The organism is Brevundimonas sp. (assembly GCF_046299595.1).
Taxonomy (GTDB): Bacteria; Pseudomonadota; Alphaproteobacteria; order Caulobacterales; family Caulobacteraceae; genus Brevundimonas.
The window spans coordinates 149,699-173,680 of the sequence record NZ_JBKBHQ010000001.1 but is presented as its reverse complement, the minus strand read 5'-3'; the positions used below and the strand labels follow the sequence as shown (position 1 = coordinate 173,680).

27 protein-coding genes and 2 tRNA genes are annotated in these 23,982 nt (G+C 66.0%); 16 read left to right on the top strand and 13 right to left on the bottom strand.

From position 1 onward, the window contains the following. The first annotated feature begins 66 nt into the window (after window positions 1-66). The 7 genes from ACK4E3_RS00905 (at window position 67) to ACK4E3_RS00875 (ending at window position 4,411) form a co-directional block, all read left to right on the top strand. Complete coding sequence (locus tag ACK4E3_RS00905) at window positions 67-609, top strand: ubiquinol-cytochrome C chaperone family protein (RefSeq protein ID WP_409694986.1); 543 nt, start codon at window positions 67-69, stop codon at window positions 607-609. Further along, on the top strand, window positions 606-1,121 hold the full coding sequence (locus ACK4E3_RS00900; protein WP_409694983.1) for a YceD family protein: 516 nt from the start codon (window positions 606-608) through the stop codon (window positions 1,119-1,121). Before ACK4E3_RS00905 ends, ACK4E3_RS00900 begins: the two co-directional genes overlap by 4 nt. A gap of 134 nt (window positions 1,122-1,255) precedes the next feature. Next, window positions 1,256-2,344, top strand: a complete 1,089-nt coding sequence (gene plsX, locus ACK4E3_RS00895) for a phosphate acyltransferase PlsX (protein WP_409694980.1) — start codon at window positions 1,256-1,258, stop codon at window positions 2,342-2,344. 2 nt (window positions 2,345-2,346) lie between these two features. Next, complete coding sequence (locus ACK4E3_RS00890; RefSeq protein WP_409694978.1) at window positions 2,347-3,327, top strand: beta-ketoacyl-ACP synthase III; 981 nt, start codon at window positions 2,347-2,349, stop codon at window positions 3,325-3,327. 150 nt (window positions 3,328-3,477) lie between these two features. After that, window positions 3,478-3,783, top strand: a complete 306-nt coding sequence (locus ACK4E3_RS00885) for an integration host factor subunit alpha (protein ID WP_409694975.1) — start codon at window positions 3,478-3,480, stop codon at window positions 3,781-3,783. 4 nt (window positions 3,784-3,787) lie between these two features. Further along, window positions 3,788-4,240, top strand: a complete 453-nt coding sequence (locus ACK4E3_RS00880; RefSeq protein WP_409694972.1) for a MerR family transcriptional regulator — start codon at window positions 3,788-3,790, stop codon at window positions 4,238-4,240. Between the two features lie 94 nt (window positions 4,241-4,334). Continuing rightward, window positions 4,335-4,411, top strand: a tRNA-Pro gene (locus tag ACK4E3_RS00875). A gap of 97 nt (window positions 4,412-4,508) precedes the next feature. Here ACK4E3_RS00875 and ACK4E3_RS00870 read toward each other — a convergent pair. Beyond that, window positions 4,509-4,598, bottom strand: a tRNA-Ser gene (locus ACK4E3_RS00870). Between the two features lie 101 nt (window positions 4,599-4,699). Here ACK4E3_RS00870 and ACK4E3_RS00865 point away from each other — a divergent pair. From ACK4E3_RS00865 to ACK4E3_RS00845, 5 genes are all read left to right on the top strand, one after another. Beyond that, entirely contained in the window at window positions 4,700-5,551 is an 852-nt protein-coding gene (locus ACK4E3_RS00865) for a septal ring lytic transglycosylase RlpA family protein (protein ID WP_409694969.1), read from the top strand. A gap of 99 nt (window positions 5,552-5,650) precedes the next feature. Further along, window positions 5,651-6,283 carry a dTMP kinase gene (tmk, locus tag ACK4E3_RS00860; RefSeq protein ID WP_409694966.1) on the top strand — a complete coding sequence of 211 codons (633 nt, stop codon included), beginning with the start codon at window positions 5,651-5,653 and terminating at the stop codon, window positions 6,281-6,283. 12 nt (window positions 6,284-6,295) lie between these two features. Next, on the top strand, window positions 6,296-7,273 hold the full coding sequence (locus tag ACK4E3_RS00855; RefSeq protein WP_409694963.1) for a DNA polymerase III subunit delta': 978 nt from the start codon (window positions 6,296-6,298) through the stop codon (window positions 7,271-7,273). 12 nt (window positions 7,274-7,285) lie between these two features. Further along, window positions 7,286-8,065, top strand: a complete 780-nt coding sequence (locus tag ACK4E3_RS00850; protein WP_409694961.1) for a TatD family hydrolase — start codon at window positions 7,286-7,288, stop codon at window positions 8,063-8,065. Further along, window positions 8,062-8,865 carry an MBL fold metallo-hydrolase gene (locus tag ACK4E3_RS00845; RefSeq protein ID WP_409694958.1) on the top strand — a complete coding sequence of 268 codons (804 nt, stop codon included), beginning with the start codon at window positions 8,062-8,064 and terminating at the stop codon, window positions 8,863-8,865. Before ACK4E3_RS00850 ends, ACK4E3_RS00845 begins: the two co-directional genes overlap by 4 nt. Window positions 8,866-8,990: 125 nt before the next feature. Here the strand turns inward: ACK4E3_RS00845 and ACK4E3_RS00840 are convergent, their stop codons facing one another. The 4 genes from ACK4E3_RS00840 to lipA form a co-directional block, all read right to left on the bottom strand. Beyond that, window positions 8,991-9,656, bottom strand: coding sequence for a hypothetical protein (locus ACK4E3_RS00840; RefSeq protein WP_409694955.1), 666 nt, complete (start codon window positions 9,654-9,656; stop codon window positions 8,991-8,993). A gap of 18 nt (window positions 9,657-9,674) precedes the next feature. Continuing rightward, the gene (locus tag ACK4E3_RS00835; protein WP_409694952.1) at window positions 9,675-10,346 is read right to left on the bottom strand and encodes a glutathione peroxidase; all 672 of its coding nucleotides are present in this window, start codon (window positions 10,344-10,346) and stop codon (window positions 9,675-9,677) included. An 85-nt stretch (window positions 10,347-10,431) separates the two neighbouring features. Further along, complete coding sequence (locus tag ACK4E3_RS00830) at window positions 10,432-10,899, bottom strand: type II toxin-antitoxin system RatA family toxin (RefSeq protein WP_409694949.1); 468 nt, start codon at window positions 10,897-10,899, stop codon at window positions 10,432-10,434. A gap of 15 nt (window positions 10,900-10,914) precedes the next feature. Continuing rightward, entirely contained in the window at window positions 10,915-11,877 is a 963-nt protein-coding gene (gene lipA / locus ACK4E3_RS00825; protein ID WP_409694946.1) for a lipoyl synthase, read from the bottom strand. Window positions 11,878-12,067: 190 nt separating this feature from the next. Here lipA and ACK4E3_RS00820 point away from each other — a divergent pair, with 190 nt between their 5' ends. Together ACK4E3_RS00820 and ACK4E3_RS00815 are read left to right on the top strand one after the other, a co-directional pair. Continuing rightward, window positions 12,068-13,624 (top strand): AMP-binding protein, encoded by a 1,557-nt coding sequence (locus ACK4E3_RS00820; protein WP_409694943.1) that lies wholly within the window; start codon window positions 12,068-12,070, stop codon window positions 13,622-13,624. A 126-nt stretch (window positions 13,625-13,750) separates the two neighbouring features. Further along, window positions 13,751-14,143, top strand: coding sequence for a DoxX family protein (locus ACK4E3_RS00815; protein WP_409694940.1), 393 nt, complete (start codon window positions 13,751-13,753; stop codon window positions 14,141-14,143). 49 nt (window positions 14,144-14,192) lie between these two features. Here the strand turns inward: ACK4E3_RS00815 and clpA are convergent, their stop codons facing one another. From clpA to ACK4E3_RS00800, 3 genes are all read right to left on the bottom strand, one after another. Continuing rightward, the gene (clpA, locus tag ACK4E3_RS00810; RefSeq protein WP_409694937.1) at window positions 14,193-16,502 is read right to left on the bottom strand and encodes an ATP-dependent Clp protease ATP-binding subunit ClpA; all 2,310 of its coding nucleotides are present in this window, start codon (window positions 16,500-16,502) and stop codon (window positions 14,193-14,195) included. A 14-nt stretch (window positions 16,503-16,516) separates the two neighbouring features. After that, window positions 16,517-16,858, bottom strand: coding sequence for an ATP-dependent Clp protease adapter ClpS (gene clpS / locus ACK4E3_RS00805; protein ID WP_409694934.1), 342 nt, complete (start codon window positions 16,856-16,858; stop codon window positions 16,517-16,519). A gap of 215 nt (window positions 16,859-17,073) precedes the next feature. Next, window positions 17,074-17,532 carry a phasin family protein gene (locus ACK4E3_RS00800; RefSeq protein WP_409694932.1) on the bottom strand — a complete coding sequence of 153 codons (459 nt, stop codon included), beginning with the start codon at window positions 17,530-17,532 and terminating at the stop codon, window positions 17,074-17,076. Between the two features lie 288 nt (window positions 17,533-17,820). Here ACK4E3_RS00800 and ACK4E3_RS00795 point away from each other — a divergent pair, with 288 nt between their 5' ends. Next, window positions 17,821-19,227 (top strand): serine hydrolase, encoded by a 1,407-nt coding sequence (locus ACK4E3_RS00795; protein WP_409694929.1) that lies wholly within the window; start codon window positions 17,821-17,823, stop codon window positions 19,225-19,227. A gap of 22 nt (window positions 19,228-19,249) precedes the next feature. Here ACK4E3_RS00795 and ACK4E3_RS00790 read toward each other — a convergent pair whose 3' ends face one another. The 3 genes from ACK4E3_RS00790 to ACK4E3_RS00780 all read right to left on the bottom strand — a co-directional run bounded on the left by ACK4E3_RS00790 (window position 19,250) and on the right by ACK4E3_RS00780 (window position 21,321). Beyond that, on the bottom strand, window positions 19,250-19,684 hold the full coding sequence (locus ACK4E3_RS00790; protein WP_409694926.1) for a J domain-containing protein: 435 nt from the start codon (window positions 19,682-19,684) through the stop codon (window positions 19,250-19,252). Further along, window positions 19,684-20,520: a division plane positioning ATPase MipZ gene (locus ACK4E3_RS00785; protein WP_409694923.1), complete on the bottom strand. Its 837-nt coding sequence runs from the start codon at window positions 20,518-20,520 to the stop codon at window positions 19,684-19,686. Before ACK4E3_RS00785 ends, ACK4E3_RS00790 begins: the two co-directional genes overlap by 1 nt. Window positions 20,521-20,658: 138 nt before the next feature. Continuing rightward, window positions 20,659-21,321, bottom strand: coding sequence for an SPOR domain-containing protein (locus ACK4E3_RS00780; protein WP_409694920.1), 663 nt, complete (start codon window positions 21,319-21,321; stop codon window positions 20,659-20,661). A gap of 69 nt (window positions 21,322-21,390) precedes the next feature. On the opposite strand from ACK4E3_RS00780, the gene panC reads away from it, so the two are divergent. Next, entirely contained in the window at window positions 21,391-22,260 is an 870-nt protein-coding gene (panC, locus tag ACK4E3_RS00775; protein WP_409694917.1) for a pantoate--beta-alanine ligase, read from the top strand. Window positions 22,261-22,297: 37 nt separating this feature from the next. Here panC and wrbA read toward each other — a convergent pair whose 3' ends face one another. Further along, window positions 22,298-22,900 (bottom strand): NAD(P)H:quinone oxidoreductase, encoded by a 603-nt coding sequence (gene wrbA / locus ACK4E3_RS00770; RefSeq protein ID WP_409694914.1) that lies wholly within the window; start codon window positions 22,898-22,900, stop codon window positions 22,298-22,300. Window positions 22,901-23,041: 141 nt separating this feature from the next. Then, window positions 23,042-23,911, bottom strand: coding sequence for a D-alanyl-D-alanine carboxypeptidase family protein (locus ACK4E3_RS00765; RefSeq protein ID WP_409694911.1), 870 nt, complete (start codon window positions 23,909-23,911; stop codon window positions 23,042-23,044). Window positions 23,912-23,982: the final 71 nt, after the last annotated feature.

Sequence of the window (23,982 nt, the reverse complement as noted above, 5' to 3'; positions counted from 1 at the left end):
GATCACTTTGACCTAGCGCCCCGCGAGCATTAGTTCAACGCCAAGGCCGAAAAGGGGCAGCGCACCGTGCTCAAAAGACTGTTTTCATCCATCTTCAGACCCGCCGAGCATGAACTGGCGATCGTACGCCTCTACGAGCAGGCCTGCGAGCAGGCGCGCAGCCGGGTTTTCTATACCGCGCTTGGGGTCGCCGATGAGATCGACGCCCGCTTCGAGCTTTACACCCTGCATGTGCTGCTGCTGGTCATGCGTCTGCGCGACGAGGGCACGCCTGAGGGGCTGGAAGCCTCGCAGAGCCTGTTCGACACCTATGTCTCGGCGCTGGACAACACCCTGCGGGAGCTGGGGGTGGGTGATCTGTCCATCGCCAAGAAGATGCGCAAGCTGGGCGAATCACTGTTCGGGCGCATGAAGGCCTATGAGCCCCTGATACGCAGCCAGAGCGAGGCTCTGCCCGCCGCCCTGGGCCGCAACGTCTATGGCAACGAGGCGGCAAGCCACGCCCCGGCCCTCGCCGACTATGTGCACCGCACGAGAGCGCATCTCGCGGCTCAGGACATCCGCGAACTTCTTCAGGCCAGGGTCGCCTGGCCGGAGGTGGTGACATGAGTGCGCCGCCTCCCATCCACTCGATGATGTTCGATCTGGCCTCGGCCAGAGCCGGTGCCTCGGCCCGCGTGACACCCGATGAAGCCGAGCGCGCCGTCATTGCCCGCGCCCTCGATCTGGCCAGTCTGGGCCGCCTTGACGTGACCTTCGAGATCAGTGGCGGGCGAGGGGAGTGGCGCCTGTCGGGCCATATCGATGCCGAGGGCGAACAGGTGTGCGGTGTGACCCTGGCCCCTCTGGCCTTCCGCATCAGCGAGCCGTTCTCGCTTTGGCTGGTTCAGGGTGATCAGGCGCCTGTGGGTGAGGACGGCGTGCTGGAACTCAACCCCGATGACGAGGGGCCGGACCTGATCGACAGCCCGCGTGTGGACCTGGGCGTCTATGCGGTCGAGCAGCTCGCGCTGCGCCTCGATCCGTTCCCGCGCGCCCCCGGCGCCGTGTTCGAAGCTCCCGAGAGCGAAGCGCCGCCATCACCCTTTGCCGTGCTCGCCAGGCTGCGCGATCAGGACTAGAGACTACGCGGACGAGGCCCTGAAAGATTTCCCCTGCGCAAGGTTTGCATCAGGCCAGCCGGGCGCTATCGTTCGCCGAAACATCCATGCGCCAAGTGCCAGGGGCGGCGGGCGCACCTCGGAGCCTTACCTTCTTGCCAAAAGAGATCATCATCTCGCTGGACGCCATGGGTGGCGATCACGGTCCGTCCGTCGTTGCGGGCGGGGTGGAGTCCTACCTCGAGAACAATCCTGATGCGGACGTGCGCTTCGTTCTGCACGGGGACGAGGCGGCCCTGCGCGAAGAGCTGAAGCGTCTGGCACGTGCGCGCCGCATCTGCCAGATCGTCCACACCGAGCGCGTCGTGGCCATGGACGAAAAGCCGGCCCAGGCCGTGCGCCGCGGCAAGGGCACCAGCCTTTGGTCCGCCATCGAGATGGTCCGCGACGGCAAGGCCGATGCCGTGGTCTCGGCGGGCAATACCGGCGCGCTCATGGCCATGTCCAAGCTGATCCTGCGAATGTCCGCGCCGGGTCTGGAGCGCCCTGCCATCGTGGCGAGCTGGCCGACCCTGCGCGGCATCACGGCGGTTCTGGATGTCGGGGCCAATGTGTCGAGCGACGCAGAGCAGCTTGTCGAGTTCGCCATCATGGGTGAGGCGTTCCACCGTGCCGTTCACGGTGTCGAGCGGCCCAGCATCGGCCTGCTCAACATCGGCTCCGAAGACATCAAGGGCAACGAGGCCGTGCGCGAGGCCGCCAGCCTGCTCAGGACCGGCGGCTTCGATCTCGACTATCAGGGCTTCGTCGAGGGCGACGACATCGCCAAGGGCACCGTGGACGTGATCGTCACCGACGGCTTCACCGGCAATATCGCGCTCAAGACCGCCGAGGGCACGGCACGGTTCATCTCATCGCTGATGAAGGAGGCACTGACCAGCGGTGTGCGCTCGCGCGTCGGGGCTGCCATCGCCATGCCGGCCCTGCGCCAGATCCGGGCGCGCATAGACCCCAATGCCATCAACGGTGGCCCGCTGCTCGGCCTCAACGGCGTGGTGGTCAAGAGCCACGGCGGCGCCAGCGCCTATGGCTTCGGCAATGCGATCCGCGTCGCCGTCGACCTGGCCCGCAGCGACTACACGCGCAAGGTCACCGCCAATCTGGAACGCCTCGGCCGTGTCATGGATGGCGCATCCGCCGCCGCACAGGCGCATACGCAGCACGCCGAGGAAAGCAGGGTCTAGTCATGTCCGCGTTCATGCGTAGCGCCATCACCGGCGTGGGCAGCTATCTGCCCGAAACCATCGTCAGCAATGCCGATCTGGCCAGGATCGTCGATACCTCGGACGAATGGATCGTCGAGCGCACCGGCATACGTCAGCGTCACCGCGCGCGTGATGATCAGCCGACCTCGGACCTGGCGGTTGAGGCCGCGCTCGCGGCACTGAAGGATGCGGGTCGCGACGTTGGCGATGTGGACCTTATCATCGTGGCCACCACCACGCCCGACCTGACCTTTCCCGCCACGGCCGCTATCGTGCAGAAGAAGCTGGGCGTGCCGGTCTGTGCGGCCTTCGACGTTCAGGCAGTCTGCTCTGGCTTCGTCTATGCCCTCAGCGTGGCCGACGGCTTCGTGGCGCGCGGACAGGCCCGCTGCGCCCTGGTCATCGGTGCCGAGGAAATGACGCGCCTGATGGACTGGAGCGACCGCACCACCTGCGTGCTGTTCGGGGACGGTGCGGGTGCCGTGGTGCTCGAGCCCGTCGAGGGGCGCAACACGCCCGCCGATACCGGCATCCTCGGCTTTGCGCTGCGCAGTGACGGGCGCAAGTCTGATCTGCTCTATGTCGACGGCGGCGTGGCCACAGATGGCCGCGTGGGCCACCTGAGGATGCAAGGCAATCAGGTGTTCCGCCACGCCGTCATCAACATTGCCGAGGCCATCGAGGCCGCCGCCGCCGCCGCAGGCATCACCATCGCCGAGGTCGACTGGTTCGTGCCCCATCAGGCCAACCAGCGCATCATCAAGGGCGTGGGCGAACGCCTCGGGCTCGACGAAAACAAGGTGATCTCCACCGTCTCCCACCACGCCAACACCTCTGCGGCCTCCATCCCGCTGGCGCTGGACACCGCCATCCGCGATGGGCGGATCAGGCGCGGCGACCTGGTGCTGTTCGAGGCCATGGGCGGGGGGCTCACCTGGGGGGCCTGCGCCGTAAGGCTTTAACCTTAAGCGGAAAACCGCTGTTCGGCTTTGACAGTTCTGGCTTTTGGGGTCAGATGTTACGCCCTCGCGCATGAGGTGAGGGCACGCGGCTGCCTCTCGCTGCGAGTATTGACGATATCATTTCAGCCCATTCTTGTCGGGAGCGTATCCATGAGCCAGTCCACACTGACCCGTGCCGATCTGTGTGAGGCGGTGCATCAGGAGGTCGGGCTGTCGCGACAGGAATGCGCCGCTCTGGTCGAGCGCACCCTCGATCTGATCGTCGAATCGCTCGAGCGCGGCGAGACCGTCAAGCTGACCGGCTTTGGCGTGTTCCAGGTGCGCGAAAAGCGTGCACGCATGGGCCGCAATCCCAAGACGGGCGAGCCCGCCGCCATTCACCCGCGCCGCGTGATCAGCTTCCGCGCCTCCCAGATCATGAAGGGCAAGGTCGACGAAGCGAACGGTCGGGGCTGAGCGCTTGACCAAGGGGCCCAACGCGTTCCGCACCATCTCGGAAGCCTCCGAGGAAGTCGGGGTGCCCCAGCACGTCCTGCGCTTCTGGGAACAGCGGTTCGCCTTCATCAAGCCCATGAAGCGCGCAGGCGGACGCCGGTTCTATCGCGCCGCCGACATCGACACCCTCAAGGCGGTGCGCCGTCTGCTCCAGGACGAGGGCCTGACCATCAAGGGCCTGCAACGGCTCTACAGGGAACATGGCGCGGCGGCCCTGTCGGGCAATCTGGCCACCATGCTTGCCGCGAGCAACGAGACAGGCCTGCCCTCTGACGCGCCCGCCGCCACAAGCGCCCCAAGTGATACGCCCGCATCGCGTACAGCCTTCCACATCGCTCCTCGCATGGCCGAACTGCGCGCCGCCCTGGCCGAGATCGAGACTGCCCGCGCCCGCCTCGACCGCGTGCTGACCAGCTGACCGGCCAGGGTGGCAAGTCTGCCGGAAAAATGCTGTAGCAGGGCGGGATTTAGGGTTTGCGGTCGGGCGCGCCCGCGTCTATACGGAGCGGCCTCGGAGCGTGGCGCAGCCTGGTAGCGCACTTGACTGGGGGTCAAGGGGTCGCAGGTTCGAATCCTGTCGCTCCGACCATCTTCCTCAATGAAGACGGTTGGTTGAAGGGGTCGCCCACGGGCGACCCTTTTGCATATGGGGGCACCCGCCTGCTCGGCTCACCGATCTCAAAGGGTGGCGGACAGGGTGGGATTCGAACCCACGGTAGGCTTCCACCTACGGCGGTTTTCAAGACCGCTGCCTTAAACCACTCGGCCACCTGTCCATCCGGGAAGCGGCGTTCTAGCAGCATCACCGGGCGTTAACCAAAGCTGAAATCGGCGCTGCCAGAATAATTGCTCTGCACCAAGCTGCCGGTTGAGACCCATGACCTCGCGATCCCTGCCATCCCTCGTCATCAGCGCCATGTCCGCTCTGGTGGTCAGCGCCTGTGCCAGCGTCTCCGCGCCGGTGGGGGCGGGAGCGGGGGGCGCTCCGGTGCGCGCACACGCCCCGGTCAGGGCGCCGATCCCCGAGGTGACCGACCCGGCCCCGATCGTGCGCGGGACGCTGCGGCCCTATCAGATCAGGGGCGTCTGGTATCACCCGGCCGAGGACCCCGACTATGACGAAGTCGGTCTTGCCTCATGGTACGGCGATGCCTTTCACGGTCGGCCCACCGCGACGGGCGAGATCTTCGACATGCATGGGCTTAGCGCTGCCCACAAGACCCTGCCTCTGCCGGGTCTGGTCGAGGTCACAAACCTCGAGAACGGGCGCACCGTCATCCTGCGACTCAATGATCGCGGCCCGTTCGTCGAAGGGCGCATCATCGACCTGTCGCGACAGGCGGCCGTTGAACTGGGCCTGCTGGAGCGCGGCGTGGGCCGGGTGCGGGTGCGCTATGTGGGCCGGGCACCGCGCACGGGCGGAGGCGTGCCGGCCCAGTTCGCAGGCACTCCGTCGCCTCAGACCGGCGCAGCCGCTCAGGCTCAACCCCCGGTCCAGACCCAGGCCCATGCAGCAGGCTACTGGATCGAGGCCGGACGCTATGATGCCCGCAGACCGGCAGAGCGGGCCGCACGCCGACTGGGCCAGCAGGCACGCGTGGACGAATTCTCTCGCGGGGCCTATCGGGTTCTGGTCGGGCCCTGGGATGATCCCAATCGCGCCGAACAGGCCCGCCAGGCCGTGATCGCGCGCGGCTATCCCCAGGCGTCCCTGCTGCCCTCGCGCTGACGCCGGGACCACCCGGCCCCGCACAGCGGCGTTCGACCACAGGAAATCGCGCACCCCGGGCTTTGCCTGCGGGCCTCGCAGCGCCATGGTGCATGGGACATGGGCGGACGATTCATCACATTCGAGGGCGGGGAGGGGACAGGCAAGTCCACCCAGCTCACCCGGCTGAAAGCGCGCCTCGAGGCGTGCGGACACAGCGTACTGGCAACGCGCGAGCCAGGCGGTACGGCCGGGGCCGAGGCCCTGCGCGCGCTTCTGGTGCAAGGCGAGGCCGGGCGCTGGTCGCCGCTGTCCGAGGCCCTGTTGATGTATGCCGGGCGCAACGACCATCTGGAGCGGGTGATCCGCCCGGCTCTGGCGCGCGGCGACTGGGTGCTGTGCGACCGCTTCGCCGACTCCACCCGCGCATATCAGTCCGAGGCCGGGCTGGTCAGCGCCGATCTGATCGAGACACTGGATCGCAATGTGGTCGGCGAGAGCCAGCCGCACCTGACCCTGATCTTCATGCTGCCTCACGCCGAGGGCCTGAAGCGGGCGCTGGCGCGCGGCGGCGCGGAAAACCGCTTCGAGAGCAAGGGCGAGGCCTTTCATGCCCGCCTGAGCGGCGCGTGGGAGGCGATTGCGGCGCGCTATCCCGATCGCTGTGTTCTCATCGACGGCTCGGGCACGGCAGACGAGATCGAGGCGCGGGTGTGGAAAGTGATCGAAGCGCGCCTCAATCCGTGTCCTTGAGGGGAACCGTTCATGAGCGACGCACCTCGCCATCCTCGGGACAGCTATCATCTGGTGGGCCACGCCGAGGCCGAGGCGGCCTTTCTCGATGCGCTGGGACGCGGGCGGCTGCACCACGCCTGGATGCTGGTCGGGCCTGAGGGCGTCGGCAAGGCAACCTTCGCCTATCGGGTCGCGCGAAAGCTCCTGGGCGGGCAGGGCGAAGGGCTCGACGTGCCCGCCAGCGATCCGGTCAGCCGCATGATCAGTGCCGAGGCACACCCGGACCTGATGGTCATCGAGCGCGTCAGCGAGGGCGGCAGGCTCAGGAAGTCCATCTCGGTGGACCAGATGCGCGAGCTGCCCGGCTTCTTTGCCAAGTCCCCCAGTATGGGCGGGGCGCGGGTGGCGATCATCGATGCCATCGATGATGCAAATGTGAACTCCGCCAATGCTTTGCTGAAAAGCCTTGAGGAGCCGCCTGAGAAGGGTGTGATCCTGCTGGTGTGTCATTCACCCGGCAGCGTGCTCGACACGATCCGTTCGCGCTGTCGCAAGCTGACCTTCCGCCCCATGGACAGCGACACGCTCATCGACTGGCTCGCCGATGCGGGGGTCGAGCGGCACGATGCGCGTGAGCTGGCGCGGCTGTCGCGCGGCGCGCCGGGCGCGGCCCTGTCGGCGCAGGCGAGGGGGCTTCTTGAGCTTGATGCCCTGGCGGCCGGTATCGTCGAGGGCACCGTGAGCCCAAGCGAGGTGCTGGCCCACAGCGATCAGTTGAGGCGCGCCGACGGTCAGACGCGCTTCGAGGACACCTTTGCCCTGATTCAAGATCACATCCGCACCCGCGCCGTCAGCGGCAGTGACGGCGCACGCCTCAGCGAGCGCTGGGCCGCATTGTGGACCGAGATCGGCGAGTTGCGCGAGCGCGCCCTGGCCTTGAACCTTGATCGCGGCGAGGTTTTCCAGCAGGCAGTGGCGCGCATCCGCACCCTCGCGCCGCCTTCCTGAGTTCGCCCCGCCATGCTCATCGACAGCCACGTCAACCTGCACGCCCCCCAGTTCGACGAGGATCGCGATGCTGTCATCGCGCGCGCGCGCGACGCCGGTGTCGGCATCATGGTGGAAATTTCGGATCGGGTATCGACCTTCGAGGCCACTCACGCCCTCGCCATGGCGCATCCTGACATCTGGTGCACCGTGGGCACGCACCCGCACGAAGCTAAGGAGAACCCGGACCTGTCGGCGCACACCCTGACCGAGCTGGCCAGCCGCCCGAAGGTGGTCGGAATCGGCGAGTGCGGGCTCGACTTTCATTATGACCTCAGCCCGCGCGATGTGCAGGCCAAGGTCTTTCGTACCCATATCGAAGCGGCTCGCCTCAGCGGCCTGCCGCTGGTGGTGCATACGCGCGAGGCCGATGCGGTGATGGCGGACATCCTGCGCGAGGAGCATGCCAGGGCACCCTTCCGCTTCCTCATGCACTGCTACACAAGTGGGTCGGAACTCGCGAGAATATCAGCGGAAATGGGGTGCTGGTTCTCGGTGTCAGGCATTGCCACCTTCAAGGCGGCAGAGGATGTCCGGGCTCTGATCCGCGACATGCCCGCCGATCGCATCATCGTCGAGACGGACTGCCCCTATCTGGCCCCGGTGCCTCACCGCGGGCGGCGCAACGAGCCAGCTTACATCTCGCACGTGCTCGACAAATTGGCCGAAATCAGGGGCTGGTCACCGGATGAGGCGAGGGCGCGCACCGAGGATGCCTTCTTCGCCCTGTTCGACCGGATCGAGCGACCATGAGGCTGCGCTATACCCTGCTGGGAACGGGCTCATCGGGCGGTGTGCCGCGCGGCGATGGCGACTGGGGCGCATGCGATCCCGCCAACCCGCGCAACCGCCGCCGCCGCTGCTCCATGCTGGTCGAGCGACTGCCAGAGAATGGTGAGGGCGAAGCGACAACGGTGCTGGTCGACACATCGCCCGACCTGCGCGAACAGATGCTGATGGCCGGGGTGCGCCGCGTCGATGCGGTGCTCTACACCCACGATCACGCCGACCAGACCCATGGCATCGACGACCTGCGCGTCTTTGCCATGCGCCAGCGCAGCAGGATTCCCTGCTACATGGACGAGCCCACGCACGCGGCTCTTGCGGGCCGCTTCGGCTATATCTTCGAGAGCGTGCAGGGCTATCCGGCCATCTGTGAAGCGAGAGCGCTGCCGGAGCGCGCGTTCGAGATCAACGGGCCATCGGGGCCGATACCCGTCACCGGCTTCGATCAGGCTCACGGGCCGGTGCGCGCGCTGGGCTATCGTATCGGCGGTCTGGCCTACAGCCCCGATGTCTCGGACATTCCCGACGCCAGCTTCGAGATCATTTCGGGGGCGAGCGTCTGGGTGGTCGATGCCCTGCGCTATACGCCCCATCCGACCCATGCCCATCTGGACCGGACATTGCAGTGGATCGCGCGCGCCGGGGTCGACAGGGCGTGGCTGACCAATCTGCATATCGACATGGACTACGACAGTCTGTCACGACTGCTGCCCGCCCATGTCGGCGCCGGCCATGACGGACTGCAGATCACGCTGGACCACGCTTAAGCCCCTGAGAGGTGACAGTTCGGCACCGCAACAGTCTTGTTTCCCAGGCTCGGCATCAACTATTTCTGATAATATCCATTAGGCGACATTTGGATGCGGGCGTCAGGCAAGACCAATGTTCCTGCTCAGCGCGCGAAAAAGTAAGTGGCCAGTCCGCCATCTGATCGCAGGCCAAGGGCGCGATCGCGCAACATGGCGGCATGGGCGATAAGATCCTGACGCTCAGCAGCATCAGGCAGGCCCTCGGCCAGACTTGCGGCCTCTTCCATGCTTGCAGCATCGCGCTGACGATCACCCAGATAGTCGACGGGCAGATGGTGCTGGTTGCGCTCCACCATGTCGCACAGCGCATGGATCACACCGCGTCGCGCCGCAACCAGCCCGGCATCGCGTTCCAATGCGCGGCGGTAATGATCCAGCGGCGAAGTATCGTCCAGCGACCAGTTGTGAAATCTGGCCAGAAGCAGATGCGCCATGGCATCCGCAGGCTCGGCCTCGGCCCATGCCCACAGCGTCGGCAGGACCAGCCGAGTCATCAGCGGGTGCGGAGTGATCGCCCGGCGTGCGCCCGTCTGTTCGCTGGCCTGATCAAGCCAGACGACGAAGTCGCGCCGCCGCGCTTCGGGCCACGTAAGAGCCTCGTTGAGAAAGTCCCCCAACGCCGCCTTGGCCTGATCCTTCAGCCCTGCCCCGCGGGCCGCCAGCCAGGGACCATATGCATGGCCGACCGAGCCAGGCTGCAGACTGCGTGCGAGCGCTTCAATCCGCGTAAAATCCTCCGCGTCAGGCATGACCTGTTCCGCTGATCATCAAAGAAGCTGCCGGATCGCGGCCCTGAGCTGATCGGAGGTGGGCTCGACGCGGCTGCCGAAAGCGGCCACGGCCCGCCCTTGCCTGTCTATGAGGATCTTGTGGAAATTCCAGCCGGGCACGGCGCTCTCGCCCAGCTCTGCGCGCGCCCAGCGATAGAACGGATGCGCGTTGTCGCCAATCACGTCCGTGCGCCCGGCCATCGGAAAGGTCACGCCGAAATTGGTAGTACAGAACTCGCGGATATCATCGGCCTCGGCGAACTCCTGATCGTTGAAGTTGCCGGACGGCACGCCCAGCACAACGAGGCCCTGATCGCGATACTCGCCATAGATCTGCTGAAGGCCCTCATATTGCCCGGTGAAGCCGCACTGCGATGCGGTGTTGACCACCAGGATCACCTGTCCCTCGAAGGCGGTCATGGGTACGGACGGCGCCGTCAGCCCCTCGAAGGTGTAGGCATAGGCGCGGCCCTCATCCTGGGTGTCGGCTGCTCTGGCGGATGCGAAAAGCGCCTGCTGCTCGCGCACGGCCTCGGCAACAGCCGCGTTGCGCTCAGCCTCGACCTCGGGCGTGGGCGGCTCGGTGCGTCCGCACGCAGCCAGCGCCAGAGCCATGACCGCCATCGCTGCCAGCGACGGCGCTCTTCGGGGTCCAGTACGAAGCGCCATAGGCCGATCCTCCCTCACCATGGTGTGCCCACACATATAGGCCGGGATTGCGCATTCGGATGCAAGTGCGCGCTGAAAGCCGCGATCAGGGACCGACAGCCTGGCGGGTGCCGTAGAGCGCGCGGGCGCGGTCTTCGAAACAGCTCATAAGCCTGCTGACCGCACGGTCGAAATTGGCTGCAAGCAAACCGTCAAGCAGGCGCGAGCGAAACTCGAAGTCGATGAAGAAGCGCACTTCGCAGCCCTGCGGATGCTCGACGAAGGTCCAGCGATTGACCAGCCTGCGAAACGGCCCGCGGATCAGATTGACCTCGATGGTCCGCTCTGGCGCATTGCGCGTTACCCGCGTGGAAAAACGCTCACGCAGAAAGGCAAAGCCGACGCCCGCCTCTGCATCGAGCTGGTCTGCCCCCTGCCCCAGAACCCGCTCGTTATAGACGCGCATGGAGGTGATCCACGGCACGAAGTCGGGATAGAGGCGCACGTCGCCGACCAGATCGAAAAGCTGATCCGGCCCATAAGGCAGGATGCGAGTCACGCGATGGATGGGCATGGGCTGCGATGGTCCTCAGCGACCCTGGCGGGCCTCGCGCGCGGCCTTCAGCCGGGCGAAGTCGTCACCCGCGTGATGGCTGGATCGCGTCAGCGGACTGGACGACACCATCAGGAAACCCTTGGCGCGGGCGATGGCCGCATAGGCCGAGAACTCATCGGGCGTCACGAAGCGGTCAATGGCGGCGTGCTTGCGCGTGGGCTGGAGATACTGGCCGATGGTGATGAAATCGACGCCGGCGGAGCGCATGTCGTCCATCACCTGCATGACCTCCTCCTTGGTCTCGCCAAGGCCTACCATGATCCCCGACTTCGTGAACTGTGCAGGCGCGCGTTCCTTGACCCGCTCCAGCAGGCGCAGGCTGTGATAGTAGCGCGCGCCGGGCCTGATCTTGAGATAGAGCCGCGGCACGGTCTCGAGGTTGTGGTTGAACACGTCCGGGCCGGAGTCGATCACCACCTCGGCGGCGCCATCCTTGCGCAGGAAGTCGGGGGTCAGGATCTCGATGGTCGTGCCCGGTGCCTGGGCCCTGATCTGGCGCACGACCTCGGCGAAGTGCTCGGCACCGCCATCTTTCAGATCGTCGCGGTCGACCGAGGTGATCACAACGTGATTGAGACCCATCTGGGCGACGGCGAGGCCGACCTTGGAGGGCTCCTCGGGATCGAGTGGCTGCGGCAGGCCCGTCTTGACGTTGCAGAAAGCACAGGCGCGCGTGCAGGTATCGCCCATGATCATCAAGGTCGCGTGCTTCTGGCTCCAGCACTCGCCGATGTTGGGGCACGCCGCCTCCTCGCAGACGGTGTGCAGGCCCTTCTCGCGCACGATCGCACGGGTGGCGTTGTACTGTCCCGAGCCGGGTGCCTTGACGCGCAGCCAGTCGGGCTTGCGCAGCACGGGGCTGTCGGGGCGATTGGCCTTTTCAGGATGGCGCAGTTCCGATGGCTTGCGCGCCAGAGTGTCGATCACCGTGACCATGGGGCCTCATACCCGTGCGGCGCCTGCTGCGCCAGTATCCATCTGAGTGCATCCATCTGCCCGCGCAAAGGGGCACTAATCGCGCACCGGGGGCGTTCACGCCCTGTGACAAGTCTTTTCAACCGCTCGGACCCCATCTAGTGTGCCCGGCCAAACAAGGAAGACTCGATCTTTCAGGGAGAAACGCTCCATGCCGCGTCCTTTCGATGCGCGGGAGGGGAAAATGTCGGTGTTCGATGCGCTGATCGCAGCGCGTGAAACCTATGGCGACAAGGTGATCCTCGAGGATCAGGATCGCAACCCCCTCACCTATACCGGCCTCATTCGCGCGGCCTTCGTTCTGGGTCGCAAGATCGCCGCCATGACCGAGCCCGGAGAGCGGGTCGGCGTACTGCTGCCGTCCAGTTCCGGTGTGGTGGTGACCTTTTTTGGTCTGCATGCCCACGGGCGCGTGCCGGTGATGCTGAACTTCACCTCCGGTGCCCGCAACGTGCGCGCGGCGCTCAAGGCGGCGGGCGTACGCCGGGTGCTGACCGCGCGGCGTTTCATCGACCAGGCCAAGCTGGACGACCTGATCGAGCTGGTCGCACAGGACGCCGAGATCGTCTGGCTGGACGACATCCGCAAGACCATCGGCCTGGCCGACAAGCTGTATGGCCTGATGTCGGGCATGATGCCGCGCCAGTTCCGCGCTGCGTCCGAGCCTGACGGCGTGGGCGTGATCCTGTTCACATCCGGCAGCTTCGGCGCGCCCAAGGGTGTGGTTCTGACCCAGGCCAATCTGGTCACCAATGTGCGCCAGGTCGCATCCCATATCGATCTCGATCCCGACTGGGTGATGTTCAACCCCCTGCCCACCTTCCACTGTTTCGGCCTGACCGGCGGGGTGCTGCTGCCGATCCTGTCGGGGCTGAAGGTGTTTCAGTACCCCTCCCCCCTGCACGCCAAGCAGATCGTGACCCTGCTGCCCGACGTGAAGGCCTCGCTGCTGCTGTCCACCGACACCTTCCTCAACCAGTATGCGCGCGTGGCGGCTCCCGGCGATTTCTCCACCCTCGTTTTTGTGGTGGCCGGTGCCGAGAAGGTGCGCGAGGAGACCGTCGAGCTGTTCCGCCAGCGCTTTGGTGGCCTGGAAGTTCTGGAGGGCTATGGTGCCACCGAGGCCGCGCCCGTGGTGGCCGTCAATCAACCCGGTGCCGCGCGCGTCGGCACGGTCGGCAAGCTGCTGCCCGGCATGGAAGCGAAGATGGAAGCGGTCGAGGGCATCGAGCGCGGCGCGCGGCTTTACCTGCGCGGGCCCAATGTCATGGCGGGCTATCTGTCAGAAAGCGATCCTGACGCCATCGAGCCGCTGAATGACGGCTGGCACGACACCGGCGACATCGTGGAGATCAGCGAGGACGGCTATGTCAGCATCCTCGGACGGGTCAAGCGTTTCGCCAAGATCGGCGGCGAGATGATCTCGCTCACGGCCGTGGAAGGGCTGGCCACCGCCGTCTGGCCCGATGCGCGCCACGCCGTCGTCTCGGTGCCCGATCCGCGCAAGGGGGAGCGGCTGGTGCTCGTGACCGACGAGCGCTCCGCCGATGTCACCGCCCTGGCAAGCTGGGCCAAGACCCACGGCGCACCCGAACTGGCGGTGCCCAAGCGCATCCTCAAGGTCTCCGAGGTGCCTGTGCTGGGCACGGGCAAGACCGACTATGTCGCCATACAGAAGATGGCCGAGGGTGAGGCCGCCGCCGCCTGACGCTGCACCCCGTAGCTGGCCGTTTCCGGCTCGCTCCTTGCTGACACTCTTTCCCTGAACGGTGTTTGGGAGGATCGTGAGCGGGCCCGGACACGATTCGGGTGCAGCGTTGAGGGGGAGACCTCCATGAACGATCTGAACCGCTGGGCACCTCAGATGCTCAGTGTCCTGCGTATCGTCACCGGCCTGCTGTTTCTTCAGCACGGCACCCAGAAGATCCTCGGCTTTCCCGCTGGTGATCGCCCCCAGCCAGAGCTGTTCAGCCAGCTCGGCATCGGCGGGATGCTGGAGCTGGTGGGCGGCGTGCTCATCATTCTCGGCCTGTTCACCCGCCCTGTCGCCTTCGTGCTCTCGGGCATGATGGCGGTGGCCTACTGGCAGTTCCACGGCCTGCAAAGCGCCTACCCCATCCTGAACGGTGGGGAGCTGGCCGCGCTTTACTGCTTCGTGTTCCTCTACTTCGTGTTCAGTGGTCCCGGCCCGTGGAGCCTTGACGCACGCCTTCGCAACCGCACCTGATCTAACAGGTGTCCCCTCCACGCCTCGCGCGCCGGATCGAGCCCGAAGGTCAGGCTTCAGCGCGCGTCGAGGCGGGAGGCTTGGCCTTGCGCTCGCCCTCGCTGATGTCGAAGGCGATCTTGCCGTCGCTGAGGATGACGCGGACGTGCCCTCCGCGCACCAGCCTGCCGAACAGGATGTCGTCAGCCAGCGGCTTCTTGATCGAGTCCTGGATCACACGGGCGAGCGGGCGCGCGCCGTAAAGCTCGTCAAAGCCGTTCTTGGCCAGCCAGTCGGCCGCCTCGTCGCTCAGCTCTATGGTGATGTTGCGGTCGGCGAGCTGCGCCTCGAGCTGCATCACGAACTTCTGCACCACGCTGCGGATGATGTCCGGCCCCAGCGGCCTGAAGGCCACCACGGCATCGAGGCGGTTGCGGAACTCTGGCGTGAACAGGCGCTGGATGGCCTTTTCGTCCTCGCCTTCGACCTTGCCTCGGCCAAAGCCGATGGCTGCGCGGGCATTGTCGGCGGCACCCGCATTGGTGGTCATGATGAGCACCACATTGCGAAAATCGACCTTCTTGCCGACCGCATCGGTCAGGGTGCCGTGGTCCATGACCTGAAGCAGGATGTTGTAGAGATCCGGGTGCGCCTTCTCGATCTCGTCCAGCAGCACCACGGCATGGGGATGCTGGTCCACCGCATCGGTCAGCAGGCCGCCCTGGTCGTGACCGACATAGCCCGGAGGCGCGCCGATCAGGCGGCTGACCGTGTGGCGCTCCATGTACTCGGACATGTCAAAGCGCAGCAGCTCGATGCCAAGCGTCTGTGAGAGCTGGCGCGCGGCCTCGGTCTTGCCCACGCCGGTCGGGCCCGAGAACAGATAGCTGCCGATGGGCTTGTTCGGATCGCGCAGACCCGCCCGCGCCAGCTTCATGGCTGAAGCAAGCTGGGCAATCGCCTCGCCCTGACCGAACACGGCGCGGTTCAGATCCGCCTCGAGGTTTTTGAGCGCCTCGACATCGGAACGTGACACCGACTTGGCCGGAACGCGCGCCATCTTGGCAATGACCGCCTCGATCTCCTTCTGGCCGATCAGCTTCTTGCGGCGGCTCTCGGCCAGCAGCATCTGGCTGGCCCCGGCCTCGTCGATCACGTCGATGGCCTTGTCGGGCAGCTTGCGGTCGGTGATGTAGCGCGCCGACAGCTCGACCGCCGTACGAATGGCCGCGTCGGTGTAACGCAGCTTGTGAAAGGTTTCGTAGTAGCTCTTGAGTCCACGAAGAATTTTGATCGTGTCTTCGAGGTTGGGCTCATTGACGTCGATCTTCTGGAACCGGCGCACCAGGGCGCGGTCCTTCTCGAAGTGCTGGCGATATTCCTTGTAGGTGGTCGAGCCCATGCAGCGCAGGGTGCCGGACGCCAGCGCCGGCTTGAGCAGGTTCGAGGCATCCATGGCACCGCCAGAGGTCGCGCCCGCACCGATCACGGTGTGAATCTCGTCGATGAACAGCACCGCGCCGTCGGTTTCTTCCAGCTCCTTGACGACCTGCTTCAGCCGCTCCTCGAAGTCGCCGCGATAGCGCGTGCCGGCCAGCAGCGCGCCCATGTCGAGCGAGAAGATGGTCGCGTCCTTCAGAACGTCCGGCACCTCGCCGTGCACGATCTTGCGTGCCAGGCCCTCGGCGATGGCCGTCTTGCCCACGCCCGGATCGCCGACCAGCAGGGGGTTGTTCTTGGTGCGACGGCACAGGATCTGGATGGCGCGCTCCACCTCGGCCTCGCGACCGATCAGCGGGTCGACACGGCCTTCGCGCGACTTTTCATTCAGGTTGACGCAATAGGCCTCGAGCGCCTCGCCGCCCTGCTTGACGGCGGCGCGCTCCTCCTGCTCCTCGGGAGCGGCGGCACCCTTGACGGGGCGGGCCTCGGCCACACCGGCCTTCTTGGCAATGCCGTGCGAGATGAAGTTGACCGCATCATAGCGCGTCATGTCCTGCTCTTGCAGGAAGTAGGCGGCATGGCTCTCGCGCTCGGAGAAGATGGCCACCAGCACGTTCGCTCCGCTGACATCCTCGCGCCCTGATGACTGCACGTGGATCACCGCGCGCTGGATCACGCGCTGGAAGCCCGCCGTCGGCTTGGCATCGTTGTCGCTCGCGGTGGCCAGCGCCGCCAGATCGTTGTCGATATAGAGCGTCAGCGCCGCGCGCAGGGTGGACAGATCGACATTGCACGCACGCATGACATTGCTGGCGTCAGGATCATCGATCAGGCTGAGCAGCAGGTGCTCCAGCGTCGCATACTCATGACTGCGTGCGTTGGCGTAACCCACCGCCCGGTGAAGCGTCTCTTCGAGGTGGCGGGTGAATGAGGGCACGCTGTTCTCTCCTGTCAGTCCTTTTCCATGGTGCACTGCAACGGGTGCTGGTGTCTCCTGGCCGTCTCGATGACCTGGGCTACCTTCGTTTCTGCCACCTCGTATGTGAACACACCACAAACGCCGACACCATGCTGATGTACATGAAGCATGATGGTCGTGGCCTCCTCGCGCGACTTGGCGAAGAAGCGTTCGAGCACGTAAACGACGAACTCCATCGGGGTGTAGTCGTCATTCAGGATCAGGACACGATACAGCGACGGGCGCTGCACCTTGGGCTTGGTTTCGGTGACAATGGCCACATCGCCCGCACCCGATCCCGACCCGGGCTGTTGTGAGGGGGGCTTTCGCGTCATCCTCGCCGTTCCGTCTCCGACTCGATGGACCGCAGTTGAGCGGACCTGATGATTAGATATGGCAAACGCCCCGGTTTGAAAGGGCTTGCGGGCCACAGACCCACAAGATTGCGCGCCTCACCCGCACGCCCCGGCTGATCATGTGCTGACACAACGAAAAAGAGCCCGCAGCGTTTCCGCTACGGGCTCCGTTTCAGGCTTGGCCTCGGTAGCGCTTAGCGCACCGACTGCATGCGCTCGACCGTGGCGGTCACGCGGTCGTTGATCGGCTTGAAGGAGTCCTTCACCGACGACGACATGATCTCGGTAGCCTTGGTCATTTCCGACAGATAGGTCTCGACCCAGTTCTTGGTGAAGCTGGTCTGCAGCTCGATCACTTCCTGGATCGAACGGGCCTGGGCCAGAGTCTGGGCGGCCGACAGACCGTCTTCCCAGCCCTTCTTGCCGAGCGAGACGGCGTGGCTGGTCAGGGCTTCGGCACCGCGGGTGGCGGCGGTGGCGCACTCGACGAAGGCTTCAAAGTTGCGCTTGCCCTCGGCGTTCAGCTCGGCCATGCCGGCCAGGCTCTTGTCGACACCTTCGCGGAAAGCCTGGGTGCCGGCGGCATGAGCGCGCTCGGCGCCTTCCTGAGCCTTGTCCATGGTCTTCTTCACGTTTTCGGTAGCAGTGGCCATCTGAATTCTCCTGTAGCGAAGTTCGTTCCGGGAGAGCCCATCTTGATCGCGGCCCTCTTCCATGGATCGCATATGGTGCAAGTGCGAAGGCGTGTCAAGATTTTTTGTGCGCCGCACAATCACCATACCCCGCTTCAGGCGATCACAAGTTTGTTTGGCGTGCCTTTACCCTACCGTAAGTGTGCCCTGGACATGTTAGGCTCGTTCCGAGCGGGCGCTTCGGGTCCGCTCCCGTTTGTTTTCCGCAAGCAATCTTTAGTCCCGCAAGCAAGACGACGGCTGGTAGCAATGGCTTCAAGAACGCGACTTTTCCCGACCTTCGCCTCGCGCATAGTGCCGGTGCTGATACTGGCCGCAGGTCTGATGCTGGCGCCGCTGTCCCAGCACGCCGCCCAGGTGGTCGCGAACGACTCCGACAATGTGCGCTACGCCGCCATGGTCGTGGATGCCGAAAGCGGCGAGGTGCTGTTCGCGCGTCACGCCGATTCGCCGCGCTATCCGGCCTCCATCACCAAGGTGATGACGCTGTACATGGTTTTCGAGGCGCTGAACGAAGGCCGGATCAGCCTCGAGGACCGGGTCGTGATCTCGCCGCGCGCCGCCTCCCAGCCTCCGTCCAAGCTGGGCCTGCCCGCCGGACAGACCATCAGCGTCGACGACGCCATTCGTTCGCTTGCCGTGCGCTCGGCCAACGACATCGCCGTGGCCCTGGCCGAGCACGTCGCTGGTTCCGAGGCCCGCTTCGCCAGCATGAGCACCCTGCGCGCGCAGGAGCTGGGCATGACCGGCTCGCGCTTCGTCAATCCGCACGGCCTGCCCGACAGCCGCCAGATCTCTACCGCCCGGGACATTGTCGTACTGTCGCGCGCGATCATGCGCGACTTTCCGCAGTATTATCACTACTTTGGGCAGCAGCACTGGCTGTTCAACGGCCGCGAGTACGCCAACACCAACGGCCTGCTGCATTCACGCACGGGTTATGACGGCATCAAGACCGGCTTCACCAATGCCTCGGGCTACAATCTGGCCGCCTCATCGGTCCGCGATGGGCGTCGCATCATCACCGTTGTGCTCGGCGGCCGCTCGACCCAGACCCGCAACAGCCACGTCGCAGAGCTGACCCAGACCGGCTTCGAGCTGCAACGCAGGCGCAGCCTTGGCGAGCCCATTCAGGTGGCCCAGGCCTTCTTCGAGCAGCGCGGCTACGGCATCCCGACGCCCAGTGCGCCCGTGACCTATGCCTCCGCCACGCCCATGACCCCGCCCCAGCCGAGCGCCCCTGCCAGCACAGCAACGCGGGAGCCTGCGCGCGAAGTGGCCACCGCCACCTTTGCTTCAGCACCGGCACCGCGAGATTATACGGCTTCGCTGAACACCGGACGCCCGATCGAGCAGGGAAGCAATGAGCGCGCCGAGGTTCGTACCGCCCCTGTCTCGGCTGCGGCCTCAGCATCGGGCGAGCGCGGCTGGCAGGTTCAGGTCGGCGCCTTCCGCGACGAGGCGGTGGCGCGCAACTGGCTGGGAGAGATCGGGCGTCGTTTCCGCGACCAGTTCCGCGAAGCCGAGGGCCGCGTGCAATCGGCCTCGGGCTGGTACCGGGCGCGCTATACCGGCTTTACCCGGGATGCGGCGGAAGCGGCCTGCGCGGCCATGCGCGAGCGCAACGTCTCGTGCCTGGTGCTGCGACCGGACTGAATCCCGAGCGCGTGCTCCAGACCTAGCGTCTCAGCAGCCGCGCGCGCGCTGCATTGACCTTTTCGGCCAGCCCCTTGGTGCCGCCACGATCAGGATGGGCGGTCGCGATCAGCCGTCGCCAGGCAGCCTGTATCTCGGCCTCGCTGGCCTGCTCGCCCACGCCGAGAATGTCGCGCGCCTCGGATTCGCTCAGCGCTTCTGAACGTGTCGGCACCTGCCGCCCGGTGCGCGAGGCCGTGAGCAGATAGAGCCCCGCGCCTACCATGACCAGGCCGATGGGCCATTGCCCGCGCGCACTGACGATTCCACCCCCGCCAATTAGTGCCAGAGCGAACACGCTGGTGGAAATGCGCCAATGGCCTGATCCGGGGCCCGCGCCCCTGCCCTCGCCTGCCCGGCCCAGTCTCACCAGGGCATAGATCCCCAGCACCGCCAGCAGCAGCCAGAACCCGGCCATCAGGCGGCCTGGTCGAGATCACCGCCCCGGTCGTCATCGTGCGCGTGGCCAAGCGCCAGCATCAGATTGCGCAGCTCCTGGCGCGCGGCGACATGGGCCAGCGACACGGGCACCGGACGCACCTGCGGCGACAGATCGGCCACCGTCAGGCCGAAGGGGAACAGCTCGCGATAGATCACCCGGTCGCGCAGGCCGGGTCCGATGCGAAAGCCGACCCGCTTGGCCAGCTTGGCCATCCGCTCATCGAGACGTTTGCGGTTGCGCGCCTCGGGCACCCCGAGACGGTTGGTGAGCACGACCCAGTCGATGGAGCCCTGCCCCTGTGCCGCGCGGCTCTTGCGCGCCTCCCACACCGTCTCGCTGTAGATTGATGGCTGAAGCAGATCGAGCGTGACCGGATCGACGTGCCCCAGAAGGTCGAAATCGACAAAGCTGTCGTTCATGGGGGTGACGATCTGATGGGCGCGCCCGTGGGCATGGCGTGACAGGGCGGTATCGCCACCGGGCGTATCGATGACGATGAAATCGCAGTCGGTGACCTCGGCAAAGGCAGCATCGAACCGCTCGATCTGTGCGGCGGCGGGCATGAGGGCGAGGGCCTTGCCATCGGCACCGAGATCGGGCTCCAGCGGCATGGGAGCCACGACTCCATTGGCTTCGAGCCAGCGCCTGCGGTTGGCCACGAAGCGCCCCAGCGAGCGCTGGCGCAGGTCGAGGTCGATCACGGCCACGCGCGCGCCCTGCTCCATCAGGCCGGCGAGAACATGGATCGCCAGCGTGGACTTGCCGGCCCCGCCCTTTTCGTTGCCCAGAACTATGGTGGTTGCCGTATTCATCTGCCCCGAACGCTCCCGGCCCAAATCAACAAAGGCGAGGAGGGGCGAAGACTCACCGCCTCTGTGCCAGGCGGCCAGAGTCGCCCATGGCGGTGTGTGCGGTCAATCGTGGCCCCGAGGGCTTCTGTGGAGAAACGCCTAGCTGCGCGCGCGCGCACACCAGGGATCGCTGACGCCCAGCGCCGCGCACAGACCCGCCGCCGCCTCGGCAGGCACAGGTCCGATCTTGAGACGGGTAATGGAGCGCCCGCCCACATCGACGGTTTCGAAGACGGGCTGGTAGGTGGCATCCACGCGCCGGGACAGGGCCTGCCACGCCGAGCGCGCAGCGGCCTCCGAGGAATAGGCACCGACCTGGATCACCGAGGTCTGGCGTGAAGGCGCAGACACACTGGCCGGCGCGGGGCCGGTGACGGCCTCGGCGATCTGGCGGGTGCCCTGCCTTGCCGCCTCGCTGACGACCTGACCGGCGGCGCGGCCCGCCAGGTCCATGGCACCGCGCAGCACCGGATCACGCGCTTCCCAAAGCTCGTGCGGCTCGACGACCACGACGTGCAGCGCCGGGCGCAGGCCCGCCTGTTCGGATGGACGCTCGCCCATGGCCGCCACGGCCTGTCCAGCGCGGGCGCGCGCATCCTCGACGGACAGCGGAATCTCGGCGACGCTTTCGGCCCAGCGCTCGAAGCGGTGCGGGTCGTCCTCGACCCCGCTGCATCCGCCTGCGACCAGCAGTGCGCCCGCACACGCCAGCGCGCGCAGGGGCAGCTTCGATGCTGGACGGATCGGGTCGGCTCGCGTCATAAGGCCACCTTACCCACAGCCCCTCAAGACCGGGTTGAGAGACAGGCTTAACCAGCACGGTAAACAGGCGTGAACCCTTCGCGTTCCGAGATCATCCGAGAGTCCGAGGCGCTGAGAGTGCGCATCACTCAATGGCGCGAGCAGGGTCACAGCGTGGGTTTCGTGCCGACCATGGGTGCCTTGCATGAAGGGCACCTCGATCTGGTCCGCGCCGCCCTGCGCCTTTGCGATCGGGTGGTGGTGAGCGTGTTCGTCAACCCCAGGCAGTTCGCGCCCCACGAAGATCTCGCGCGTTACCCGCGCAGCGAGGCGCGTGACCATGATCTGCTGTCACAGGTTGGTGCCCACGTCCTGTTCGCACCCGAGGTCGAGACCATCTATCCGCCCGGCTTTGCCACCTCGGTACGTGTCAGCGGACCTGCGCAGGGTCTGGAGAGCGATTTTCGCCCGCACTTCTTCGAGGGCGTGGCCACGGTGGTCGCGCGGCTGCTCACTCTGGTGGCGGCGGATGTGGCCGTGTTCGGCGAGAAGGACTTTCAGCAGCTGAAAGTGATCGAGCGCCTCGCCGCTGACCTCGCCCTGCCGACGCAAATCACGGGCGCGCCGACCAGGCGTGATGGCCACGGCCTGGCCCTGTCATCGCGCAATGCCTATCTGAGCGATGCCCAGCTTCTGATCGCGCGCAAGCTCAACCGCATCATGGCCGAAGCTGCGCGCCAGGTGGCGACAGGGCGTCCCATCCCCGGTATCGAGCGTGAAGCCCATGGCGCGCTGCTGAAAGCGGGCTTCGATCGCGTGGATTATGTCTCGGTGCGTCGCAGCGCGGACCTGTCGGTCTTCGAGAACAATGTGGCCGATGGCCCTGCAAGGGTGCTGGTTGCCGCCTGGCTGGATCAGACCCGGCTTATCGACAACATGGCCGTACCATCGCCCTTGTGAGGGTCAGGCCGACGCCGCGCGCCGACCTGACCTGTCCTCAGCCATGCAGCTTGAGCGCAATCTGTGCGATGTGGCGGCCCTGAAAGCGCGCACCCTCGAGATCCGTCTCACTGGGCATCCTCGACCCGTCCCCGCCCGTTATGGTGCTGGCCCCATAGGGCGAGCCGCCCACCACCTCGTCGATGCGCATCTGGCCTTGAAAGCTGTAGGGCAGGCCCACCACGATCATGCCGTGGTGCATCAAGGTGGTGTGAAGCGAGGTCAGGGTCGTCTCCTGCCCGCCGTGCTGGGTCGCCGAGGCCGTGAAAGCACCGCCCACCTTGCCAACCAGGGCACCGCGCGCCCACAGGGGTCCGGTCTGATCGAGGAAGGCGCGCATCTGCGAGGCCGCCGTGCCATAGCGTGTGCCCGCACCGATGATGATGGCGTCATACTCGGCCAGCTCTTCGACACTGGCGATGGGCGCATCCTGATCGAGCTTGAACCCGGACGCGCGCGCCACCTCCTCGCTGACCGTCTCGGGCACGCGGCGGATGTCGGCACTGACGCCCTCAACAGAGGCCGCACCTTCGGCTACCGCCTTGGCCATGACCTCGAGATGACCATAGACCGAATGATAAAGCACCAGAACCTTCGCCATGTTCGCTCCTTGCTGGATGAGATTGACGCGCGGCGGCGCGGCCGCACGGCCCTACTGAAACTGCAACTGTGGCCAATGTGGTGAGGGCGCGCGTTGCTGCAAGAGCGAAGCAGCAGAAATGTGCGGAAAAAGAAGGTGCCCTCAGGGCGTCACGGCAGGCGCGCTGGCATTTGCGACCGGACCGACCCACTCCCAGTGCCAGGGCTCGTAGATGTAGTTCACGAAGCCGAAGCGATGGGCGTTCAGGACCAGCCAGCGATAGGCCGCACCCCGGCTCTGTTGCAGGCGGTTGTAGTGGTCGGTGGAATCGACCCCCCAGCCGGTGGCGTGGCCGACATAGATGTCGATGGCCGTGCCGGTTCTGTGCGGTGAGCAGACAGCACGGCGCAGGCCATCGCAGTTGCCCTCCCGCTCGCAGCGCAGGCGATCCTCGTCCGGGTCACGCCAGCCGGAGAATATCTTGAGCAGTTCAGGATCGGCGGCGATCTCGGGCACCTCACTCCGGGCCGCCTCCACCATGGACAGATAGGCCTGCAACACGTCCCGGCGCACAAGGCGGGTCATGCGCTCGGCCTGCTCGTGCTCGACGGGGATATAGGCCAGCAGCAGCAGCGACGGGCTTTCGGGGCACTCGCCGTTGATCCGCGCCATGACGAAGGGCCGCCGCTCCTGCATCACGCCGCGCAGCACCTGAAAGCTGGCAGGATCGAACACGCCCGTGCCCGGCAGGTTGTAGCGTACCTGCCAGCTTGCCAGCGCAGCGGCAAAGCCCGTCGTCTCATGGCCGCAAGCGGTGCCGACCTCGCGCTGGAGCAGCGGCAGATAGGTCTCCCAGCCCACCTCGGGGCCTGAAAAGGGCGCCCACTCCATCCAGTAGAAGCTGGCCGCATTGGCGTCGGCGGGCTCACGCCAGCGCGGATCGTCCTCTGTGCACGGATCGTCATGGGCAAAGACGGGACCGGCCACCACCAGCCCCGCAAGCATCACGATCATGGCCAGCAGCCTCGACATGAGCCCATGGAGCCACGAGGCCATGGCGCATGCAAGTGACTTGCGAGGCGACGGCCGAACAGGCTCACTGC

Coding starts and splice junctions, on each gene's coding strand:
- wrbA (WP_409694914.1), bottom strand. CDS start 22,900: ATGGCGAAGGTTCTGGTGCTTTATCATTCGGTCTATGGTCATCTCGAG.
- ACK4E3_RS00865 (WP_409694969.1), top strand. CDS start 4,700: ATGACCTCGCGATCCCTGCCATCCCTCGTCATCAGCGCCATGTCCGCT.
- ACK4E3_RS00795 (WP_409694929.1), top strand. CDS start 17,821: ATGGCTTCAAGAACGCGACTTTTCCCGACCTTCGCCTCGCGCATAGTG.
- ACK4E3_RS00785 (WP_409694923.1), bottom strand. CDS start 20,520: ATGAATACGGCAACCACCATAGTTCTGGGCAACGAAAAGGGCGGGGCC.
- ACK4E3_RS00835 (WP_409694952.1), bottom strand. CDS start 10,346: ATGGCGCTTCGTACTGGACCCCGAAGAGCGCCGTCGCTGGCAGCGATG.
- ACK4E3_RS00855 (WP_409694963.1), top strand. CDS start 6,296: ATGAGCGACGCACCTCGCCATCCTCGGGACAGCTATCATCTGGTGGGC.
- clpS (WP_409694934.1), bottom strand. CDS start 16,858: ATGACGCGAAAGCCCCCCTCACAACAGCCCGGGTCGGGATCGGGTGCG.
- ACK4E3_RS00900 (WP_409694983.1), top strand. CDS start 606: ATGAGTGCGCCGCCTCCCATCCACTCGATGATGTTCGATCTGGCCTCG.
- ACK4E3_RS00840 (WP_409694955.1), bottom strand. CDS start 9,656: ATGCCTGACGCGGAGGATTTTACGCGGATTGAAGCGCTCGCACGCAGT.
- ACK4E3_RS00815 (WP_409694940.1), top strand. CDS start 13,751: ATGAACGATCTGAACCGCTGGGCACCTCAGATGCTCAGTGTCCTGCGT.
- ACK4E3_RS00845 (WP_409694958.1), top strand. CDS start 8,062: ATGAGGCTGCGCTATACCCTGCTGGGAACGGGCTCATCGGGCGGTGTG.
- ACK4E3_RS00885 (WP_409694975.1), top strand. CDS start 3,478: ATGAGCCAGTCCACACTGACCCGTGCCGATCTGTGTGAGGCGGTGCAT.
- lipA (WP_409694946.1), bottom strand. CDS start 11,877: ATGGTCACGGTGATCGACACTCTGGCGCGCAAGCCATCGGAACTGCGC.
- ACK4E3_RS00765 (WP_409694911.1), bottom strand. CDS start 23,911: ATGTCGAGGCTGCTGGCCATGATCGTGATGCTTGCGGGGCTGGTGGTG.
- ACK4E3_RS00820 (WP_409694943.1), top strand. CDS start 12,068: ATGCCGCGTCCTTTCGATGCGCGGGAGGGGAAAATGTCGGTGTTCGAT.
- tmk (WP_409694966.1), top strand. CDS start 5,651: ATGGGCGGACGATTCATCACATTCGAGGGCGGGGAGGGGACAGGCAAG.
- ACK4E3_RS00830 (WP_409694949.1), bottom strand. CDS start 10,899: ATGCCCATCCATCGCGTGACTCGCATCCTGCCTTATGGGCCGGATCAG.
- ACK4E3_RS00890 (WP_409694978.1), top strand. CDS start 2,347: ATGTCCGCGTTCATGCGTAGCGCCATCACCGGCGTGGGCAGCTATCTG.
- ACK4E3_RS00790 (WP_409694926.1), bottom strand. CDS start 19,684: ATGGCCGGGTTCTGGCTGCTGCTGGCGGTGCTGGGGATCTATGCCCTG.
- ACK4E3_RS00780 (WP_409694920.1), bottom strand. CDS start 21,321: ATGACGCGAGCCGACCCGATCCGTCCAGCATCGAAGCTGCCCCTGCGC.
- ACK4E3_RS00800 (WP_409694932.1), bottom strand. CDS start 17,532: ATGGCCACTGCTACCGAAAACGTGAAGAAGACCATGGACAAGGCTCAG.
- ACK4E3_RS00850 (WP_409694961.1), top strand. CDS start 7,286: ATGCTCATCGACAGCCACGTCAACCTGCACGCCCCCCAGTTCGACGAG.